We start from the raw sequence: 21,527 nt of genomic DNA, 5'->3' as shown, positions 1-21,527 counted from the left end.
TTCAATCCAGCCCCCCATTCATGGCTAAAGCCTTTGAATTACTGGGTTTATTTTTAGGGATAGGGCGACCTATAATGACAGGCCAAGCGAGTTCAAGGTTGCCATTCCAGTGGCAGTCCATCAGAATAACCTCACCTTCGAGAATGCGAATAAGTAGAATATGGCAGACAACAACCAAGCGTTAAAAAAGGCCGGGCTCAAGATCACCTTGCCCCGGGTCAAAATCCTGGAAATCCTGCAACAGCCGGACTGCCAGCACACCAGCGCCGAAGATCTCTATAAACGACTGATCGACCTGGGTGAAGAGATTGGTCTCGCCACCGTCTATCGCGTTCTGAACCAGTTTGATGATGCTGGTATCGTGACCCGTCACCACTTCGAAGGTGGCAAGTCGGTATTCGAACTGGCGACTCAGGAGCACCACGACCATCTGGTTTGCCTCGACTGCGGCAAGGTGATCGAGTTTTCCGACGAAGTGATCGAGCAGCGCCAGCGTGAGATCGCCAAGAGATTCAATATCCGTCTCACCAACCACAGCCTCTACCTCTACGGTCATTGCGCGGCAGGTGATTGCAAGCACGACCATTAAATCGGGCTCTATCACACTCGATAACGGACAATAGACGGACAACAAAAAAGCCAGCATCAGCTGGCTTTTTTGTTGTCCGATTGGCAGCAGAGAAGAGCAGGGTCTCCCCTGCCCTTGTCGCCACTAGCCTTCGGCCTTACCCCAAACATCGCGCAGGGCAACGGTGCGGTTGAACACCAGATGCTGCGGGCTGGAGAGCTTGTTGTCGGCGCAGAAGTAGCCTTCACGCTCGAACTGGTAAGCTTGCTCCGGCTTGGCGCTCTTCAGAGAGGCCTCGACACGGGCACCCTCGATGATCACCAGTGAATCCGGGTTCAGCGCGGCTTCGAAGTCATCCTCGGCGCCCGGATTCGGCACCTTGAACAGACGATCGTAGAGACGCACTTCGGCTGGCAGGGAGTGAGTGGCGCTGACCCAGTGGATCACCCCTTTCACCTTGCGGCCATCGGCCGGATCCTTGCCCAGGGTCTCGGGATCGTAAGAGCAGTAGATGCAGGTGACCTTGCCATCGGCATCTTTCTCGATGCGCTCAGCCTTGACCACATAGGCATTGCGCAGACGCACTTCCTTGCCCAGCACCAGACGCTTGAACTGCTTGTTGGCTTCTTCTTTGAAGTCCGCTTCGTCGATGAAGATTTCGCGGGTAAAGTTCAGCTCGCGGGTTCCCATCTCGGCATTGCTCGGGTGGGCCGGGGCAGTCAGTACTTCATCGGTGGCCAGGTTCTCGATGACCACTTTCACCGGATGCAGCACGGCCATGGCGCGCGGGGCATGCTCGTTGAGATCTTCGCGAATGCAGGCTTCCAGCATGCTCATCTCGACGATGTTGTCCTGCTTGGTCACGCCGATGCGCTTGCAGAACTCGCGGATGGAGGCCGGGGTGTAGCCACGGCGGCGCAGACCGGAGACGGTCAGCATGCGCGGGTCATCCCAACCATTAACGTGCTGCTCGGTCACCAGCAGGTTCAGCTTGCGCTTGGACATGACGGTGTATTCGAGGTTCAGACGAGAGAACTCGTACTGACGGGGGTGGCAGTCGATGCTGATGTTGTCCAGCACCCAGTCGTACAGACGGCGGTTGTCCTGGAACTCCAGGGTACAGATGGAGTGGGTGATCCCTTCCAGCGCGTCCGAGATGCAGTGGGTGAAGTCATACATCGGGTAGATGCACCACTTGTCACCGGTCTGGTGGTGGTGAGCAAACTTGATACGGTAGATAACCGGATCACGCATCACCATGAAAGGGGACGCCATGTCGATCTTGGCACGCAGGCAAGCGGTGCCTTCGGCACACTCACCGTTCTTCATCTTGGCAAACAGCGCCAGGTTCTCGGCCACGCTGCGATCGCGGAACGGGCTGTTTTTGCCCGGCGCAGTCAGGGTACCGCGATACTCGCGCATCTGCTCGGCGGTCAGCTCGTCCACATAGGCCAGACCTTTTTCGATCAGCTCGATGGCATAACCGTGCAGCTTGTCGAAATAGTCGGAGGAGTAGCAGATCTCGCCGCTCCACTCGAAGCCAAGCCACTGTACGTCCTGCTTGATGGACTCGACGTATTCGATGTCTTCTTTCACCGGATTGGTGTCATCGAAACGCAGGTTGCACTGGCCCTGATAGTCACGGGCAATGCCGAAGTTCAGGCAGATGGACTTGGCATGGCCGATATGGAGATAACCGTTCGGCTCGGGCGGGAAACGGGTATGCACGCTGCTGTGCTTACCACTGGCCAGATCTTCATCAATGATCTGACGAATAAAGTTAGTTGGGCTGTTCGCCTGAGTCATGGCTCACCTCAAAAATGCGTCACTGGCGGAAGTCGTGCCGGTTGGCACCCTCATACCCCCGCCGTCAAGCCGGATATGATCCCTCATTACGCGCCCTGCCTCAACCTGAATTTGGCCGTTACCAGCCATTGAGCAGCTAAAAAAACCGAGGTTTGCCCAATTTTAAGCAGCCATCATAAAAAAGCCCCGCACAAGGCGGGGCAGAAAGTGATGAAAAACAAACAGACAATACACACACACAACAAAGGCTCACACGCACAGTCAACCTTTCCCAAACCCGATACGTCATCCATCGCCCTTGGGAAAGGCGGGTCTTACGACCCACCTTATGTTAACGGTTGACGGCTATCAGTTCAGTTCGGTGACGCGGCTGGTGCGCTTGCCATCGAAGCTGGTGGTACGCAGGTAGACCTTGCCATTTACGCTCGGCTTAGCCGCAGCATCGTAGGCAGTCCAGGTGGTGCCATCCATGCTGTACTGGATAGGCAGACCCGGCAGATCCACGTTCGCTTCCAGCACACCGTTGACTACCTTGGCACCCGGTACAGAGAGACGGTATTCAACACCGCTCTGATCCAGCTTCGGCAGCACGCGCTGACCCAGCAGGTTGGCAAACTGGTTCCACTCTTTGTTGAGGGTGGCCTTGTTGACATGCTTGGTCTCGCCGGAGAACTCACGACCCTTCACATAGTTCAGCTCGAAGCCACCTTTGTGCCAGGCACGCTCGGCCACGGAGAAGATACGCGGGTAGACCATGTACTCGTACTGAGCATCGGTACGCACGGTTTCACTCCACTGCTGACCGGAGATCCCCTTGAACTTGACCGGATCCTGGTCACCCTTGGCCACGAAGGCGTTGCCGTCGCGGTCAACCGAGGTCTCGGCGTTCTGCGGCAGGTTTTCCGGGGCGAAGGCGAACACCTTGCGAGTGTCGTTGAAACGGGTTGCCCAGTAGTAACCACGCTCAGCCGGGTGTACTTCGTTCGGGAAGTCGAAGTAGAGGTAATCCGGGTTGGACAGCACCACTTCGTAACCCTTGTGCGCCCACTTCATCGCTTCGTTGAAGCCACCCCAATAGAGGGTCTCCCAGAAGTTGACACGAGTATTGTCGGTCGCAAAATCTTTGGAGTTGGCTGCGTACTTCAGACCATCTTCCCATGCCTGCAGGGTTGACAGGCCGCGGTCCTTGACCATCTGGCCCACTTCCTTGGCGAAGTAAACCGGCAGCTCGCCCACTTCCTTGATCTTGCCATCGTCGATCATCTTCTGGCACATCGGGGACTTGCCAAACGGCTTGTCCTGCTTGCTGGAGTCGACGTTGCCTTTCCAGGCGACCAGCTCTTCTTTCTTGGTGACGGCCGGATCCTGATAGCCACCGCCCTGCATGATGTTCTTCGCCTCGTCACCACCGTAGTGCCATGCGGTCAGCGGCTGACCGGCGGCCTGGTGCATCTGGGCCACTTCATCCATCACCTTGGCAACGAAGGTGGCAGCACCCGGCTGGCAAGGGTTGATGAAGGACATCTTGTCGTAGAACTGCACCGAGGTGACGTTGGAGGTGTCAGCCGGGTCAGTCAGACGGAACTGGTTGGCTTCGGCTTCTTTGCCTTCCGCCATCAGACGCTTGTAGCGCGCTTCCATGGAGACCACGGCAGCACGGGCGTGAGCCGGCATGTTGATCTCGGGCACCACGGTCACACCGCGGGCCTTGGCATAACGAACCAGATCCACGTAGTCAGACTTGCTGTAGAAACCGGAACCCTGGTTGTCGCTGGTCGGGCCGGAACCCAGTTGCGGCATCAGGCACTTGGTTTCGGACTCGTCGTGGCAACGCTGGCTACCGACTTGAGTCAGCTCCGGCAGACCCGGGATTTCCAGACGCCAGCCTTCATCGTTGGTCAACCCCAGGTGCAGCACGTTGAGCTTGGTGGCAGACATCTGATCAACCAGCTTCTTCATGGTCTCCAGGCTGCGGAAGTGACGGGCCACGTCGGTCTGCATGCCACGGTATTCAAAGCGCGGCGCATCCTCGACGGTCATCTGGCTCACCAGCTTGTCATCAACACCCAGCAGGGAGATCAGGGATTGCGCACCCCAGTAAGCCCCGTCGATATCATGACCCTGGATCACCGTGCCTTTTTTGCCGATGGTCATGTCATACCCTTCGGCCTGCTTGAGCTTGCTACCAAGTTTGATGGTGACTGGATAGCCGGTGTCGGAGAGGGTAACACCCAGCTTGGTCAGTTCAGCCTTCAAAACCTCGGCGCGATCGCTCGGCAAGTCCAGGGCATTGAGTTTGATGGTAGAGAAGTCAACCTGCGGGCCAGCCTTGACCACTTGCTTCTGCGGAGTCGGCAGGATCTGGTTGTCAATCTTGCCAGCGGGCAGCAGGGTGCTGGTCTGGTTGGCAGCGAAACGGGTTTCGCTGTTCATCAGGATGTTCTTGTCATCCTTGGTGCGCTTCCAGCCATCGGCCGGCATCGGCTTCTCGTAGGTGCTGGCATCATTGATATTGCTCATGCTGGCCAGTACTTTCGGCTCGGCACCTTCGCTGGCAACATACCAGTTCGGCATGATGTCAGATTCGAACAATACCCAGTACTCCACCACCAGCGGCACTTCGACGGTGGCATCCTTGGCAAAACCCTGGAACTTATCGGTTGGCGTCAAACGATATAGGTCGCCAGTCATGGGGGTGATGGTGAACTGGTCATTATCCACGCGCTGGATACGACGAATGGAGGAGATGTAGATGCTCCAGTCTTTGGAATCCACATCCGCACCGGTATTGGTCAGGTGCAGCTTGGCAACGCCACAGCTTGCCCACTCGGAACCGAGCGCCTGGCAATCGAGGCCTGCGCCGGCACCGTCGTTGGTGACCACTTCATACTTGACCACCAGATTGCTGGCGAGGGAGTCAACCACGGCTTGCTTGGCGGCATCAGCTGCCAGGGCGGGGCCTGCAAAAACGGTAGACATGGCAATGGCTAACAGAGAATGTTTCAAGTTCATAACTGCTGCTCTCATTTGAAGTAAAGGTTGGATTTTCTTGGCTTTTTTATATTGGGCCCCTGAGCGGGGCCCTTAATTATGTCAACAATGGACTTAGACTTGAGGTGAGCGAGTCGCTCGATTAACGCAGGGCTTTCATCTCACCGGCGATGATTTCGGCCAATGGGCCCAGAATCACCTGCAGGTTCTGCTCACCGAGTTTGACCACACCGGCCGCACCCAGGGCTTTCAGCTTGCGCTCATCGACGATACTGCGATCTTTCAGGGTCAGACGCAGACGGGTGATGCAGGCATCGATGGAGACCAGGTTCTCTTGACCACCCAGCACGTCCAGGTATTGCTTGGCCAGCTCGGTACGGTTGGTAGATTGAGCCACTGCCGGAGCTGTGTCTTCGTCATCTTCACGACCCGGGGTTTTCAGGTTCAGCTTGGCAATCACTACACGGAACACTGAGTAGTAGATACCGAAGAACACCAGACCCTGAGCAATCAGCATGTACCAGTTGGTCGCCAGCGGGTTACGGCTGGAGAGCACCATATCCACCAGGCCAGCACTGAAGCCGAAACCAGCCATCCAGTGCATGGAGGAAGCGATGAACACAGAGATACCGGTCAGCACAGCGTGGATGACATACAGTACCGGTGCCACGAACATGAAGGAGAATTCAAGCGGCTCGGTTACCCCGGTGAAGAAGGAGGCAAAGGCAGCTGCGATCATGATGGAAGCAACTTTCTCTTTGTTCTCTTTCTTGGCGGAGTGATAGATGGCCAGCGCTGCACCCGGCAGACCGAACATCATGATTGGGAAGAAGCCAGCCTGGTACATACCGACTACGCCTTTCACCTGATCCAGGCTCTTGCCAGCAGCCAGAGCGGCATCGATGGTAGCCTGACCACCCAGGAAGTTCGGGATGTCGTTGATACCGGCCACGTTGAACCAGAACACGGAGTTCAGGGCGTGGTGCAGACCAATCGGGATCAGCAGACGGTTGAAGAAGGCGTAGATACCGGCGCCAGTGGAGCCCAGGCTCACGATGGATTCACCGAAGGAGACCAGACCACCGTAAATGGCTGGCCATACCGCCATCAGGATGAAGGAGACGACGATCATCACGACGGAAGTTACGATCGGTACCAGACGGCGACCGGAGAAGAAGGAGAGTGCCTTGTGCAGCTCGACGCTGCTGAAGCGGTTGTACAGCTCAGCGGCGATAACACCACACAGGATACCCACGAACTGGTTGCTGATCTTGGCAAACGCGGCAGGAACTTCTTCCAGCGGGATGCTCTTGATCTGGGCAACTGCACCCGGGCTCAGCAGGGTGGTGACGACCAGGAAGCCGACCAGACCTGCCAGCGCAGCAGAACCGTCTTTATCCTTGGACATACCGTAAGCAACACCGACTGCGAACAGTACGGACATGTTATCGATAATGGCTGCACCCGCTTTAATCAGGAAGGCAGCCAGCGCGCTGTCACCACCCCAACCATTCGGGTCAATCCAGTAGCCAACCCCCATCAGGATCGCTGCGGCAGGCAATACCGCTACCGGCACCATCAGGGCACGGCCGATCTTTTGCAAATAACCGAGAATGTTCACGGTTCCTCTCCTTAGTTAATGTTTTTCTAGAAATTAAGTGCTTATCACGTTTGACGCATAAGCCATCAAGGCTTGATTGGCAGTCTAGGGCTTTTATTTCGCTGCGCAAATTAATAAACCAATAATCGTGATCGTTATCACCCAAACAAGATAAAGGTGGTGGATAGATGTGGCTTAGTTCGCAATCTTTATTTACGCTATAAAACAACTTGAATCCGTCTTAGCCCATTGCCACCGCCAAACCGGTAGCAACCCGAAACAGAGGTATCCTTCATGCGCCTGATCCCGTTGAAATCTGCCAGCCAAGTAGGCCTGTGGTCTGCCCGTTACATCGTTGACCGCATCAACGCGTTCAAGCCGACTAGCGATCGCCCTTTCGTGCTGGGCCTGCCCACCGGTGGCACCCCGCTCAATACCTACAAGCGCCTGATCGAGTTGCACAAAGCCGGTGAAGTGAGCTTCCAGAACGTGGTTACCTTCAACATGGACGAGTACGTCGGCCTGCCGGAAGATCACCCGGAGAGCTACCACAGCTTCATGCACAACAACTTCTTCTCTCACATCGACATTCGTCCGGAAAATATCAATATCCTCAACGGTAACGCCGAGGATCTGCTGGCCGAATGCAAGCGTTACGAAGACAAAATCAAGTCCTATGGCAAGATCCAGCTGTTCATGGGTGGCGTGGGCAATGATGGCCACATCGCGTTCAACGAACCGGCCTCTTCTCTTGCTTCCCGCACCCGGATCAAGACCCTGACCGAAGATACCCGCATCGCCAACTCCCGCTTCTTTGGCGGCGACATGGAGCAGGTGCCCAAGCTGGCCCTGACCGTGGGTGTCGGTACCCTGATGGATGCCGAAGAGATCATGATCCTGGTCACCGGGCACGGCAAGGCACTGGCCCTGCAAGCCGCCGTGGAAGGCAGCGTCAACCACATGTGGACCATCTCCACCCTGCAACTGCATCCGAAGGGAATGATGGTGTGCGACGAGCCCTCCACCATGGAGCTCAAGGTCAAGACCGTTCGCTACTTCCAGCAGTTGGAAGCCGCCAACATCGGCCGTCTGTAAGGAGTCGTCATGTACGCATTGACCAACTGCACCCTCTACACCGGCAGCTGCGTGCTGACCGGCTACGGGGTGCTTATCGAGGGCGACCAGATTGTCGCCATCTCTCACCTGGCCGAGCTGCCAGCGGGCATCGAGCTGATTGACCTCAAGGGTGCCAACCTGACCGCCGGTTTTATCGACGTGCAGCTCAACGGCTGTGGCGGGGTGATGTTCAACACCGACATCACCACCGAGACCCTGGCCACCATGCAGGCCGCCAACCTCAAATCCGGTACTACCAGCTTCCTGCCGACCCTGATCACCAGTCCGGATGCCGACATGAAGCAGGCGGTCGCAGTGACGCGCGATTATATGGCGGCCAATCCTAATGAGGTGCTGGGCGTCCATCTGGAAGGGCCTTACACCAACCTCAAGCGCAAGGGGATCCACCCTGCCGCGCAAATTCGCCAGCCAGCGGACGAGATGATCGACTTCTTCTGCGCCAACGCGGATGCCATCACCAAGATCACCCTGGCACCGGAGCGCAACGACCCAGCGCATGTGCGTCGTCTGGTGGAAGCGGGCATTCTGGTCTCGGCCGGTCACACCGCCGCCAGTTACGATCAGGCGATGACGGGCTTTGACAATGGCATCCGCTTTGCCACCCACCTCTACAACGCCATGACTCCGACCCTCAACGGTCGCGAGCCGGGCGTGGTGGGCGCCATCTATGACCGCAAAGATGTCTATGCGGGCATCATCGTCGATGGCCACCATGTGCACTGGGCCAATGTGCGGCTGGCTCACAAGATGCTGGGGGAACGACTGGTGCTGGTCACCGATGCCACCGCAGCGGCTGGTGCGCCAGAAGGCTTTGAGAAATTTGATTTTTGTGGCACCACCGTGTTTTTACGCGATGGTCAGTGTATCGACGAGAATGGTACACTCGGCGGCTCTTCCCTCACCATGATTGAGGGGGTAGAGAATCTGGTCAAGCAGGTCGGATTACCGCTCGATGAAGCACTGAGAATGGCCAGCCTCTACCCTGCCCGCGCCATTGGATGGGACTCACGTCTCGGTAGTATCCAGGTCGGTAAAATAGCCAACCTCACTGTCTTCGATCAGGACTTCACGGTCCAAGGGACCGTGGTTAACGGACACTACACACAACAGTGACATCATGACTGGCGGACAAATAGCAAACGTAGATCTTATCAAGCAGGTCAATTGTGCAGCCGTATATCGGCTCATCGACCTGCAGGGCCCCATCTCTCGGGTCAAAATTGCCGAGTTGAGTCAGCTGGCCCCGGCCAGCGTGACCAAAATAACCCGGCAACTGATCGAGCATGGCCTGATCAAGGAGACCTCTCCGCAAGCCTCCACCGGCGGGCGGCGCGCCATCTCGTTGACCACCATCAAACAGCGCTTTCAGTTTGTCTCCGCCAAGCTGGGCCGCGGCTACCTGCAACTGAGTCTTTATGATCTCGATGGCAAGGAGCTCGACCAGCATGTCATTCAGGTGAGTGAAATCGACCAGCAACCGGTGGTCGACATGCTGCTGCGAGAGATTGGCGCCTTTATCGATGCCAACCGCGAACGGTGTCGCAACCTGATCAGCATCGCACTGACCATGCCGGGTCTGGTCAACCCGGAATCCGGCATGGTCATCTACACCCCCAAATACCAGATCCGCAATCTGGGGCTGGCGAAGCTGTTGGAAAATCACTTCAACCTCCCCTGCTACGTGGGCAACGACATACGTTCTCTGGCGCTGGCCGAACACTTCTTCGGCGAATCCCGCGACTGCATGGACTCCATTCTGGTGAGCGTCCATCAGGGCACTGGCTCGGGGATCATCACCAAGGGGCAAGTGTTCCTCGGTCAGAACCGCAACGTCGGCGAGATCGGTCACATCCAGGTCGAACCGCTCGGCAAACGCTGCCACTGCGGCAACTTCGGCTGTCTTGAAACCATCGCCTCCAACGAAGCCATCGTTGACAAGGTGAAGGAGCTCATCAGCCGCGGTCACCAGAGCGCGTTGCAGGAGAAGCACATCACCATCCAGGAGGTGTGCAAGGCCGCCATGGCTGGGGACGAACTGGCTCGCAGCGTGATCGAGAACGTGGGTGAGCATCTGGGGCGAGCGGTGGCCATCACGGTCAACCTGTTCAACCCGCAGAAGGTGCTGATCGCTGGCGAAATCACCGCTGCCGAAGAGATCCTGTTCCCGGCGATCCGCCGCTGCGTCGAGCATCAATCTCTGCCAAGTTTCCACCGTGGCCTGCCCATCGTGAAGGCTCGCTTCCAGAACCAGCCGACCTACGGCGGTTTTGCGCTGGTCAAGCGCGCCCTGCTGGAAGGGGATCTACTGCAGATCATCATGGAACAGCGGTAAGACTCCCCCTTGCGAATAACAAAACGGCAGCCAGTGGCTGCCGTTTTCTATTGTGTATTCGCTGGAGGCTTAGTCTGCATGGTGCGTCTCTTGCCCATTCACCCCGCACGACACGGCTTGAACAGATCCAGCGCACCGTCGTAGACGCGGGTCTGCACGCCCATGATGCCCAGCATGGCGCGGGGCAACAGGTTGTCGCGTTTGTTCAACCTTGCTTACCCATTCACCCCGCACGGCACGGCTTGAACAAATCCAGCGCGCCGTCGTAGACGCGGGTCTGCACGTCCATGATCCCTAACATGGAGTGGAACAAATTGTCGTGAGAGAAGCGCTTGCTGCCCGCCTCCGCCGCCAGACAGCCCATATCCAGCTGGCGATCGGCCTGCAACTGGGGCGAGAACCAGGTCAGCAGCGGCACCCGAGTTTGGTCATCCGGCGCAAACTTGTAGGGGGTGCCGTGCAGATAGAGCCCCATGGCACCGAGGGATTCGCCGTGATCGGAGAGATAGACCAACCCCACATCGTACTGGCTCTCCAGCGACTTGAGCTTGTCGATCAGCTGCCCCACCACCTTGTCGGTGTAGCGAATGGTGTTGTCATAGGTGTTGACCAGCTCTTCGTTGCTGCAGTTTTCGATGTCGCTGCGCGGACAGTCCGGCATAAAGGCGCGCTCGCTGGCAGGATAACGACGGAAATAGGTCGGGCCATGGCTGCCCATCAGGTGAAAAGCCACCAGCTTGTTGCCCTTCATGCCGGCAATCTGCTGATCCAGCCCCTCCAGCAGCACCTCGTCATAGCAAGACTCCCCCTGACAGAGCGCCGGATAGGATTTGGGGAGGATCTCGATGGTCGGCACATTGCGGCACACCCCTTTGCAGCCACCATCGTTCTCTTTCCACAGCACCGACACTCCGGCATGTTGCAGCACATCGAGCAGGCCGTCACGGGAGCTGGCGAGCTGATCATCGTAGCCGCGGCGCGTGAGGTTGGAGAACATGCAGGGCACCGAGACGGCGGTGGCCGTGCCGCAGGAGCGCACATCCTTGAACGACACCACCCCCTGCTCTTTTTCCGTGAAACTGTTGGTTGCCTTGCCATAGCCATTGAGGGAGTAGTTCTGGCTGCGAGCGGTTTCCCCCACCACCAGAAACATCAAGGTCGGCTTGCCTCCCCGGGCTACCACCCTGGCGTCGGTCCCCAGATGCTGGTAGGGGATCGGGGTGGCAAACAGCACATCCCGCCCATATTTGTAGAGGCCGTGGACATAGTTGGCGGGCACAATCTCTTTCGCCAGCGACTTGTTGTTGCGCCCGACCGAGGCGTAATCCTGATAGTAAAGTGCGGCAACTCCCCCGATAAACAGCAGGGAGATGGCCAGTGCACCGGCCCGCAACGCCAGCCCCTGATACCAGCGAGCGGGATAGCGGATCCGCAGTGACCAAAGCACCAGCACGGGCAGCAGCCCGGTCAGCAGAAACCAGAGCGCAACCGAGCCATTCAAATAGGCCCCAGCCTCACCGCTGTTAGTTTCGATTATGTTCTGCATCATGCCGGCATCGAAGATGACGCCGTATTTGAGCATGGCGTAGCTGACGATGGAGCCGCTCAGGATCAGCACGGTGAAAAATGGCTTGAGCAAAAAACGGAACGTAAAAGGGATAAACACGGCATTAAGTGCCGCGATCAATACCAACGGGATCGAGATGGCAAACCCGGCTTTGACATGGGACAAGCCACTGAGCACCGTATAGAAATGCAAAAAGATTGGCCAGTTCAGTACCAGAGCGAAAAAGAGCACCAGCAACAGATTGGTCTGCAGTACACCGAGCGTTACACGCATAAACAACTCCTACATACCGGCCTACAGAGAGAGGGCGCGGTCAAGCCAACAGAAACGACGGGGCCAGCGTAGGAAGTCAAACTTAAGAGCGAATTAAGAAGGGAAGCGTGGTGCTAGTGCGCGCCATCACAGCGTGGGGTAATCACCTCACTCACAATGGATTTTTAGTTGTCTATCCCTTGGATTTTGCTAGCTTGTTGAGTAGGCATTCACGAAATGCAGGTTCACTGATGGCACTGATCCAAGCCTCGATAGAGCAGTTGAGAGTAGGCCACTTTATCCACCTTCCGACCGGCTGGACCAACCATCCGTTCATGTTCAATACGTTCAAAATCAAGGATCAGCAGCAACTCGACATTATCCGTCATCTTGATCTCACCCTGTTAATGGTTGACCCCGACAAGAGCGATCTGCCGATCGAGCCGCTGCTGCGTGGCGATATTCCCGATGCAGGGCCCGATCTTGACGAGTTGGAAGAGCTGATTGCCTCGGGCCCGCCCCCTTTTGACGAGAAAGCCTTTCGCCGATCCATGCGCGCTGCCGACAAGGCCTTTGGCCAGTCCATGAGCGAGCTGCGTGATGCGCTTGGTGCCCTGAACCTCAAACCGGATGAGGGACTGGCCAATACGGCGCAGATTGTCCGAAACGCAGCAGCCGCCCTCAGTCAACACGAAGGCCCCCTCGGGCTGCACCTTATTCGCAGCCCTCACACCGATATCCTGCTGCAGCACAGCCTCAACGTCGCCTTTATCTCCATGCTGATGGCGCGCGAACTGGGCATGAACCCCATCGAACTGGAGGAGACCGGGCTTGCGGGGCTTATCCACGACATCGGCGAGCTTAAAATCCCGAGCCAGATCACCCAAAAGCGCGGAGATCTCAGCAAGGCAGAGCAGAACTTCCTCAATATGCACCCCCAGTACGGGCTGGAGATGCTGACCCATCTCAACGCCTTTGAACCGAAAATCCGTCAGGTCGCCCATCAGCACCACGAGCGGCTCGATGGCAGCGGTTATCCACTGGGGATCAAGGGGGGAGAGATCCCGCCGCTGGCACGGATCATCGGACTGGTGGATTACTACGATGAGCTACTGCACCCCCGCAGCAGCGGCAACCCGGCAGCACCGAGCCAGGCCATCAGCCAGCTCTACAAGCTATCCCAGAAAAAATTCGACCAGAATCTGGTCAAATTGCTGATCAAGGTGCTGGGGGTCTATCCGCCGGGATCTCTGGTGAAACTCTCCGATGAGAGCATCGCGCTGGTGCTCTCCACCGAGCCCACCATGCCCCTCAAGCCGAAGATCCTGCCCTATATCAAGGCCCAGCGCCCGGAAGCGGTAGCGATGATCGACCTGCGGGAAGACGAGCGCACCATCACCGCCTTTATCAAACAGGAAGAGCTGGATGAGGGACAACGGCAGTTCTTCAACCTGACCCGCCGCTTCTGCTACTACTTTGCATTCTGAGTTATCCCCAGAAGCTGGGGATAACTCATTGGACAAACCGGAATAATTGCTCGAATCCCTATCCCAAGGTTGCCATCTGACCATGTATAAAAAACGCCCAGCCATGGGGCTGGGCGGAGCATGCCACCTCCGTGTGGCGTATCCAGCGGATACTTCCATGCTCTACCAATCAATATCAACCCGCGGCCGCTTACACAAATATCAATTTAACATGCTGATTTAATATGGTTTTATCCACCTGTTCTGGCAAACTGACGGCCCGTTGCAGCCCTTTTGGCCAACAGAACAAGATCTTGATCACACTTATTCACGGGCTGGTTATTTTTTCACCCGACTTATGAGGAACGTTTTTTATGCAGTTGGTCCTCTCCTTGCTGCAACAGATGAGCGTCAGCCTGGTGATCGCCTATCTCTTCTCGAAAAGTCCGCTGCTGCGCCCGCTTGCCAACTATTCGGTGAGACTACCTCACAAGATACTGATATACATCATCTTTTCAAGCTTTTGCATCCTCGGCACCTATGTGGGCCTCGATATCGACGATGCCATCGCCAACACCCGGGCGGTCGGCGCCGTGTTGGGAGGGCTGTTGGGGGGCCCGCTGGTGGGATTTCTGGTGGGATTGACCGGTGGCCTGCACCGCTACACGCTGGGGGGATTTACCGATCTCGCCTGCGCCATCTCCACCACCTGCGAGGGCTTACTCGGCGGAGTGGTGCACTGGCGGCTGATGCGCGCGGGGCGAACGGATGCCCTGTTTCAACCCCGGATCGCCTTCTTTACCACCCTCTATGCCGAGATCATGCAGATGGTGATCATCCTGCTGGTGGCCACCCCGTTCGATAAATCCCTGCTGCTGGTGCGCACCATCGCCACCCCGATGATTTTGGCCAACTCCTGCGGCGCCGCGCTCTTTATCAGCATGATCCGCGACCAGCAGCAGATGTATGAGAAGTTCTCCCGGGTCTTCTCCGCCAAGGCGCTCAACATCGCCAACCGCACCGTAGGGATCATGAGTCAGGGCTTTACGCCGGAGGCGAGCAGCAAGATTGCCCGCATCATTCAGGAAGAGACCGGCGTAGGGGCCGTTGCCATCACGGACACCGAGAAGATCCTCGCCTTTATCGGCACCGGGGAAGATCACCACCTGCCGGGCACCCCCATTGCGTCGGCCATCACCATGAAGGCCATCGCCCGCAACAAGGTGCTGTTTGCCGATGGCAACAGCCAGCCCTATCGCTGCAGCCTTTCGCCCGCTTGCCAGCTGGGCTCGGTGCTGGTGATCCCGCTGCAGGGAGACAAGGGGGTGATCGGCACCATCAAGCTCTACGAACCGAAGAAACGGCTGTTTCTCAAGATCAACCACACCCTGGGGGAAGGGATTGCCAACCTGCTGTCACAGCAGCTCCTTGCCGGTCGGCTTGAGCAGCATCAGCGGCTGCTGGTGCAATCCGAGCTAAAGCTGATCCAGGCGCAGATCAACCCCCACTTCCTGTTCAACACTCTCAACACCATTAGTGCCATCACCCGGCGCGATCCGGACAAGGCGCGAGACCTGCTGCTGCACCTGTCGCTGTTCTTTCGCAAGAATCTCAAGCGCCAGAGCGGCCTTGCCACCCTGCAGGAGGAGCAGGAGCACTGCCAATCCTATCTGGAGATCGAACTGGCCCGTTTTGGCGACCGATTGACGGTGATCAACGAGATCCCGCCCCATCTGGCCAGTTTGCGCCTGCCGAGCTTCACCCTGCAGCCGCTGATCGAGAATGCCATCAAGCACGGCACCTCGACGCTGCTGGAGCAGGGGCGTATTCGCCTCTATACCGAGGAGCATCCCGCCAGCGTCACCATCCATGTGGAAGATAATGCCGGCACCTGGCAAGCGCGCCCGACCGGTGACGGTCTTGGCATAACCATCGTCGACCGGCGACTGAAAAGCGCCTTTGGCGAACGCTACGGCGTGACCATTGCGTGCGAACCGGAGCAGTGGACCCGGGTGTCGTTCACCATCCCCAAGGAGCAACCATGATCCGCACCCTGATCGTTGATGACGAACACTACGCCCGCGAAGAGCTGAAGCTGCACCTGGCCTGCGATCCCGCCATCGAGATCGTGGGGGAAGCGGCCAACGCCATCGAGGCGCTGCCGCTGATCCAGCGGCTCAGGCCCGACGTGGTGTTCCTCGATATCCAGATGCCCAAGCTGAGCGGGATGGCGCTGGTGGCCATGCTCGACCCCCTGCCCCGCATCGTCTTTGTCACCGCCTTTGACGAGTACGCCATTCAGGCCTTCGAGGAGAATGCCTTCGACTACCTGCTCAAGCCGGTGGAGCCCGCCCGGCTGGCCAAAACCCTCGCCCGCCTCAAGCAGGATATCTCCCCGCAGCCGGTCGAGCGGCTGGCCCCCACCATCGAACACATTCCGGGCTATCTGCACAACCGAGTCAGGCTGCTGCCCATCGCACAGGTGGAGTATGCCTTCTCCGATCTTGGCGGCGTCCATGTGGCCTGTCAGGGTGAGCTGTTCCACACCCAACTCACCCTCAAATCCCTGGAGGAGAAGAGCCCGCTGCTGCGCTGCCATCGCCAGTATCTGGTCTCCCCCAACGCCATCTTCGAGATCCAGCTGCTGGATAACCAGCTGGCGGAGATCGTCACCCCAAGCGGTGCCAGGGTGCCGGTCAGCCGTCGTTATCTCAAGGAGCTCAAGGATCAACTGGGGCTGGACTGAGCCGTGGAGTGTGCGCCGGATCACAACCGCCGACCGCTCGGCGCGCCATGCCGCCGCTCGGGCCGTTTCACCTGCCAGAGCAGAGCAATCGTTTTAGACTCGTTGCGCAAATCAAAAAATAACAATGCAGGAGCGTAGCAATGATCTGGTTCTTCCTCTGTGTCGGCTTACTTGTCGCCGGCTATTTCATCTATGGCAAGTTCATCGAACGGATATTCGGCCCGAAACCTGAGCTGAAAACCCCCGCCATCACCATGGCTGACGGGGTGGACTATGTCCCCATGTCGGACAAGAAAGTCTATCTGGTGCAACTGCTCAACATCGCTGGCGTCGGCCCCATCTTCGGCCCCATTCTGGGAGCCCTCTACGGCCCGGTCGCCATGCTGTGGATCGTCTTCGGCTGTATCTTCGCTGGCGCGGTGCACGACTACTTCTCCGGCATGCTGTCGGTACGCGCCAAAGGTGCCTCGGTACCGACCGTGGTCGGTGAGCATCTTGGCACGGTCGCCAAGCACTTTATGAACCTGTTCGCCGTGGTGCTGCTGATGCTGGTGGGCGTGGTGTTCGTACTGAGCCCGGCAGGCCTGCTGGCCAACCTCACCTCTACCGATCTGGTCTACTGGATCATGGCGATTTTTGCCTACTACATCCTCGCGACCATTGTCCCCATCGACAAGATCATCGGCCGCTTCTATCCCATTTTCGGCGCCCTACTGGTGTTCATGTCAGTTGGCCTGATCATTGGCCTGATCGTCTCCGGTAAAGGCTTCTACAACACCGGGATGGATTTCTCCAACCTGCACCCGACCGAGCTGCCGCTGTGGCCGCTGCTGTTCATCACCATCGCCTGTGGCGCGGTATCGGGCTTCCACGCCACCCAGTCACCGCTGATGGCGCGCTGCATGCAAAACGAGAAATCCGGCCGTTTCATCTTCTACGGCGCAATGATCGGTGAAGGTGTTATCGCGCTTATCTGGTGCACCCTGGGTCTCTCCTTCTACGACAGCACCGAAGCGCTCAACGCCACCATGGCCAACGGCGGCCCGGCCGCTGTGGTACACGAAGTCTCCACCAGCCTGCTCGGCACCGTGGGCGGCATTCTGGCCATCCTCGGCGTGGTGATCCTGCCCATCACCTCCGGTGACACCGCGTTCCGCAGTGCCCGCCTGATCGTGGCGGACTTCCTGAAGATGACCCAGAAGCCGCTGATGAAGCGTCTGCTGATCGCCATCCCCATGTTCATCCTTGGTTTCATCATCTCCAAGGCCGAGTTCGGGGTGATCTGGCGCTACTTCGGCTGGGCCAACCAGACCACCGCCGTCATCATGCTGTGGGCCGCCGCCGCCTTCCTCATCAAAGAGGGCAAGCTGCACTGGGTCTGCACCATCCCCGCCATGTTTATGACTGCCGTGGTGTTCACCTATCTGGCCAACGCCCCCATCGGGTTCGGGCTGGAGATGGGGATCTCCACCATCATAGGTCTGACTGCAACAGCAGCCATTACCGTGGCCTTCCTGGTGAAATTCCGCCAGCCGCTGGTCAGCAGTACCAGCGAAGGGTGATATTGCATGCAAAAATAAAAGAAAAGGCGCCTTATGGCGCCTTTTCTTTAATAATAAAACCACAAACAAAATAACCATTTACTCCCTTCAGCCCTGATACAGCCAAAAGCCTTAAGATTTGGTGCGAATTGACGATAAACATGTGATTATTAGTCACTTTAGACCTTGCTAATACCCATGAACAAGCTGCGCAACAAGCCAGTGGAGGTTATATATGGCCCTTGAATATTTTGCTCTTGGCCTGCTCGTCTTTGTCGGGCTGGTCATTTTTTATGGGGTTATCGTGATCCACGATATTCCTTACGAGATTGCCAAACATCGCGACCATCCTCATCAGGATGCCATTCACGTCGCCGGTTGGGTCAGCCTGTTTACCCTGCATGTGCTGTGGCCATTCCTCTGGATCTGGGCCACTCTCTACCGTCCCGATCGTGGCTGGGGCTTTAGTCAGCGGCTGCAAAAAGATGAAGAGGATTTGGCAGCCCTCAAGCAAGAACTGGCCGATTTGAAGAGCCGTATCAACACTATCGAACAGAGTGAGCAACAGGGGTAAACCATGGACCTGCTATTGATCCTGACCTATACGGCACTGTGCGTAGCCGTATTTAAAATCTTCCGTATCCCGCTCAACAAGTGGACAGTGCCGACCGCAGCACTGGGTGGCATCATCCTCATCGGCACCCTGATCATGCTGATGAACTACAACCACCCCTACTCAGAGATGGCGCGTAATTACTACGTCTCCACCCCGATAGTACCGCTGGTCAAGGGCCGGGTTACCGAAGTCCCGGTGCAGCCAAACCAGCCGGTGAAGAAAGGGGATGTGCTGTTTCGTATCGATGATGAACCGTTCCGCCTGAAAGCAGACAGCCTCACCGCACGACTCGAGTCAAACCGCGAACACCTCAAATCGATCGAGGCGAGACTGCGCTCCGCCAAGCTGGATCGGGATCGCGCCAGAGAACTGATGCAGCGCGGTGTCGGTAAACAGCGTGATCTGGATGTCAGCCAGGCCAACGTGGACGATATCGTTGCCCAGATTGACCAGCAGAAAGCCAACCTGAACGATCTGCAATCCCAACTGCAGGAAGCAAAATATCAGCAGGCCCAAACCGTGGTTTATGCCCCGACAGATGGTCATGTGGTGCAGCTGGCCCTGCGCCCGGGCATGATTGCGACCCCTTTCATGTTCCGTCCGGTGATGACCTTTGTTCACAAGGATGACACCGCCTACGTCGGTTGGTTCTGGCAGAACAGCATGCAGCGCCTCGCTGTCGGTGATGAAGCCGAAGTAGTGATCGACGGTGTACCCGGCAAGATCTTCAAAGCAACCGTGACCTCGGTGATCCCGGCCATTGCCGCCGGTAACGTGCAAGCCAACGTCGGTCTGCTGGATCAAACCACTGCCGTTCGCCCTGGCCGTCTACCGGTGCTGATCTCCATCACCGACCCCGAGTGGGCCAAGTATCAGGTGATTGCCGGTGCCAGTGGCCAGGCCGCCATCTATACCGAACATTTCCATCACGTATCCATCATGCGCAAGATCCTGCTGCGCATGGCAAGCTGGATGAACTACATCTTCCCATTCCATTAATCAGCACAATCCCTCCCAGCGGGCCGGCATCATGCCGGCCCGCTGTTTTTGTGGCAGCAAGATCCCTATAATGGCGCCATCCTGCGCCGCACCATGCCCAAACGCCACACCCTCATGTTCGTTCTCAGACCCTATCAAACCGACGCCGTCAACGCCGTGATCAGCCACTTTCGCAAACACCCGGATCCCGCCGTGGTGGTGCTGCCCACCGGCGCAGGCAAGAGTCTGGTGATCGCCGAACTGGCCCGCAAGGCGCGCGGTCGGGTGCTGGTGCTGGCCCACGTCAAGGAGCTGGTGGAGCAGAACCACGCCAAGTACGAAGCCTGGGGCCTCAAGGCCGACATCTTCGCCGCCGGCCTTGCCCGCAAGGAGGCAAGTGCCCAGGTGGTGTTTGGCTCGGTGCAATCGGTCGCCCGCAATCTGGCGGCCTTCGACGGCGCCTTCTCGCTGCTGATCATCGACGAGTGCCACAGGGTCTCGCTCGATAACGACAGCCAGTACCATCAGGTGTTAGACCACCTCAAAGCAACCAATCCGGCCCTCAAGATCCTCGGTCTCACCGCCACCCCCTATCGGCTGGGGCTGGGCTGGATCTACCGGCGCCACTACCACGGCATGGTGAAGAGTCACGGCGAGCGGCTGTTTGGCGACTGCGTGTTCGAGCTGCCCCTGCGCTTTATGGTCAAAAACGGCTACCTGACGCCGCCGCGCATGGTGGATGCCCCCATCGTCCACTACGACTTCAGCAAGCTGGTGGCGCGGGAGAACGGCCTGTTCAGCGAGGCGGATCTCAACGGCGAGCTCAAGCGCCAGCAGCGGGTCACCCCCCATATCTTGAGCCAAGTGCTGGAGTATGCTGCCGACCGGCAAGGGGTGATGATCTTCGCCGCCACCGTCGAGCACGCCCGGGAAATTCAGGGGCTGCTGCAGGCCCAATTCCAGAGTGCAGCCCTGATCACCGGCGAAACCCCGGGGCTGGAGCGCGATGCCCTTATCAGCGCCTTCAAGGCCCGCGAGATCAAGTTTCTGGTCAACGTGGCGGTGCTCACCACCGGCTTCGATGCCCCCCATGTCGATCTTATCGTGATGCTGCGCCCCACCGAGTCGGTGTCGCTCTATCAGCAGATTGTGGGCCGGGGTCTGCGCCTCTCGCCGGGCAAGACCGATTGTCTGGTGCTCGACTATGCGGGCAACAACTTCAACCTGTTTGCCCCCGAAGTGGGGGAACCTCGCCCCCACGCGGGCACCGAGCCGGTGCAGGTGCCCTGCCCCGCCTGCGGTTTTGCCAACACCTTCTGGGGCAAGACTGACGAGGATGGCAAGGTGATCGAGCACTACGGCCGCCGCTGCCAGGGGCTGTTTGAAGATGACGAGGGCAACCGCGAGGAGTGCGATTACCGCTTTCGCGCCAAGATCTGCCCCGGTTGCGGCGCAGAGAACGACATCGCCGCCCGCCGCTGCCAGAGCTGCGATCAGCTGCTGGTAGACCCTGACGACAAGCTCAAAGAGGCGCTCAATCTCAAGGATTGCATGGTGATCCGCTGCGCGGGGTTGACCCTCACCGCAGGGCGCGGCAAACAGGGGGAGCGGCTGGAGGTAACCTACCACGATGAGGATGGGCTGACCCTCAGCGAATACTTCGGTTTTCACTCCCCGGGCGCACAACGCTTGTTTCAACAGCGCTTTGTGCGTCATCATTGGCCCGCCCCGGGGCTGGAGCCCGAATTCACCACCCTGGCGAGCGTGCTGGCTGCGCAAAGCCAGTTCCGTCATCCGGATTTTGTCATCGCCCGCAAATCGGGCCGTTTTTGGCAGATAAAAGAGAAGATTTTTGATTATGACGGCCGCTATCGCACCGCCAACTCGATGGCGTGATGGCGACCGGCATCACAGAATGGATTGCTTT

At 57.8% G+C, this 21,527-nt stretch carries 15 protein-coding genes; 11 read left to right on the top strand and 4 right to left on the bottom strand.

What is annotated here, in order from left to right:
- Positions 1 to 160 precede the first annotated feature (160 nt).
- A complete protein-coding gene (gene fur / locus BN1135_RS03065; protein ID WP_042018769.1) occupies positions 161 to 589 on the top strand; it encodes a ferric iron uptake transcriptional regulator in 429 nt (142 codons plus the stop codon).
- A gap of 123 nt (positions 590 to 712) precedes the next feature.
- On the opposite strand, the gene glnS is transcribed toward fur, so the two are convergent.
- The 3 genes from glnS to nagE form a co-directional block, all read right to left on the bottom strand.
- Complete coding sequence (gene glnS / locus BN1135_RS03060; RefSeq protein WP_042018767.1) at positions 713 to 2,374, bottom strand: glutamine--tRNA ligase; 1,662 nt, start codon at positions 2,372 to 2,374, stop codon at positions 713 to 715.
- 348 nt (positions 2,375 to 2,722) lie between these two features.
- Complete coding sequence (locus tag BN1135_RS03055) at positions 2,723 to 5,386, bottom strand: beta-N-acetylhexosaminidase (protein ID WP_042018765.1); 2,664 nt, start codon at positions 5,384 to 5,386, stop codon at positions 2,723 to 2,725.
- Positions 5,387 to 5,507: 121 nt separating this feature from the next.
- Positions 5,508 to 6,986 carry an N-acetylglucosamine-specific PTS transporter subunit IIBC gene (gene nagE, locus BN1135_RS03050; RefSeq protein WP_042018764.1) on the bottom strand — a complete coding sequence of 493 codons (1,479 nt, stop codon included), beginning with the start codon at positions 6,984 to 6,986 and terminating at the stop codon, positions 5,508 to 5,510.
- Between the two features lie 273 nt (positions 6,987 to 7,259).
- Here nagE and nagB point away from each other — a divergent pair, with 273 nt between their 5' ends.
- The 3 genes from nagB to nagC are packed head-to-tail and all read left to right on the top strand — an operon-like array spanning position 7,260 to position 10,434.
- Positions 7,260 to 8,060 carry a glucosamine-6-phosphate deaminase gene (nagB, locus tag BN1135_RS03045; protein ID WP_042018761.1) on the top strand — a complete coding sequence of 267 codons (801 nt, stop codon included), beginning with the start codon at positions 7,260 to 7,262 and terminating at the stop codon, positions 8,058 to 8,060.
- Between the two features lie 9 nt (positions 8,061 to 8,069).
- Positions 8,070 to 9,215: an N-acetylglucosamine-6-phosphate deacetylase gene (nagA, locus tag BN1135_RS03040; RefSeq protein WP_042018758.1), complete on the top strand. Its 1,146-nt coding sequence runs from the start codon at positions 8,070 to 8,072 to the stop codon at positions 9,213 to 9,215.
- A 4-nt stretch (positions 9,216 to 9,219) separates the two neighbouring features.
- Positions 9,220 to 10,434: a DNA-binding transcriptional regulator NagC gene (gene nagC / locus BN1135_RS03035; protein WP_042018757.1), complete on the top strand. Its 1,215-nt coding sequence runs from the start codon at positions 9,220 to 9,222 to the stop codon at positions 10,432 to 10,434.
- Positions 10,435 to 10,657: 223 nt separating this feature from the next.
- Here the strand turns inward: nagC and BN1135_RS03030 are convergent, their stop codons facing one another.
- Positions 10,658 to 12,274, bottom strand: coding sequence for a phosphoethanolamine transferase (locus tag BN1135_RS03030; RefSeq protein ID WP_042018756.1), 1,617 nt, complete (start codon positions 12,272 to 12,274; stop codon positions 10,658 to 10,660).
- 230 nt (positions 12,275 to 12,504) lie between these two features.
- Between BN1135_RS03030 and BN1135_RS03025 the strand changes: the two genes are divergently transcribed.
- The 7 genes from BN1135_RS03025 (at position 12,505) to BN1135_RS02995 (ending at position 21,496) form a co-directional block, all read left to right on the top strand.
- The gene (locus BN1135_RS03025) at positions 12,505 to 13,740 is read left to right on the top strand and encodes an HD-GYP domain-containing protein (RefSeq protein ID WP_042018754.1); all 1,236 of its coding nucleotides are present in this window, start codon (positions 12,505 to 12,507) and stop codon (positions 13,738 to 13,740) included.
- 353 nt (positions 13,741 to 14,093) lie between these two features.
- A complete protein-coding gene (locus BN1135_RS03020) occupies positions 14,094 to 15,764 on the top strand; it encodes a sensor histidine kinase (RefSeq protein WP_042018753.1) in 1,671 nt (556 codons plus the stop codon).
- Positions 15,761 to 16,465, top strand: a complete 705-nt coding sequence (gene btsR, locus BN1135_RS03015) for a two-component system response regulator BtsR (RefSeq protein WP_042018752.1) — start codon at positions 15,761 to 15,763, stop codon at positions 16,463 to 16,465. Before BN1135_RS03020 ends, btsR begins: the two co-directional genes overlap by 4 nt.
- Before the next feature lie 140 nt (positions 16,466 to 16,605).
- Positions 16,606 to 18,027 carry a carbon starvation CstA family protein gene (locus BN1135_RS03010; RefSeq protein ID WP_042018751.1) on the top strand — a complete coding sequence of 474 codons (1,422 nt, stop codon included), beginning with the start codon at positions 16,606 to 16,608 and terminating at the stop codon, positions 18,025 to 18,027.
- A 214-nt stretch (positions 18,028 to 18,241) separates the two neighbouring features.
- Entirely contained in the window at positions 18,242 to 18,580 is a 339-nt protein-coding gene (locus BN1135_RS03005; RefSeq protein ID WP_042018749.1) for a DUF3302 domain-containing protein, read from the top strand.
- Between the two features lie 3 nt (positions 18,581 to 18,583).
- Positions 18,584 to 19,621 (top strand): HlyD family secretion protein, encoded by a 1,038-nt coding sequence (locus BN1135_RS03000; protein ID WP_042018748.1) that lies wholly within the window; start codon positions 18,584 to 18,586, stop codon positions 19,619 to 19,621.
- A gap of 114 nt (positions 19,622 to 19,735) precedes the next feature.
- Entirely contained in the window at positions 19,736 to 21,496 is a 1,761-nt protein-coding gene (locus BN1135_RS02995) for a DNA repair helicase RadD (protein WP_042019257.1), read from the top strand.
- Positions 21,497 to 21,527 lie beyond the last annotated feature (31 nt).

Source organism: Aeromonas sobria, from assembly GCF_000820145.1.
GTDB classification, from domain to species: Bacteria; Pseudomonadota; Gammaproteobacteria; order Enterobacterales; family Aeromonadaceae; genus Aeromonas; species Aeromonas sobria.
This window is presented reverse-complemented; position numbering and strand designations above follow the sequence as displayed.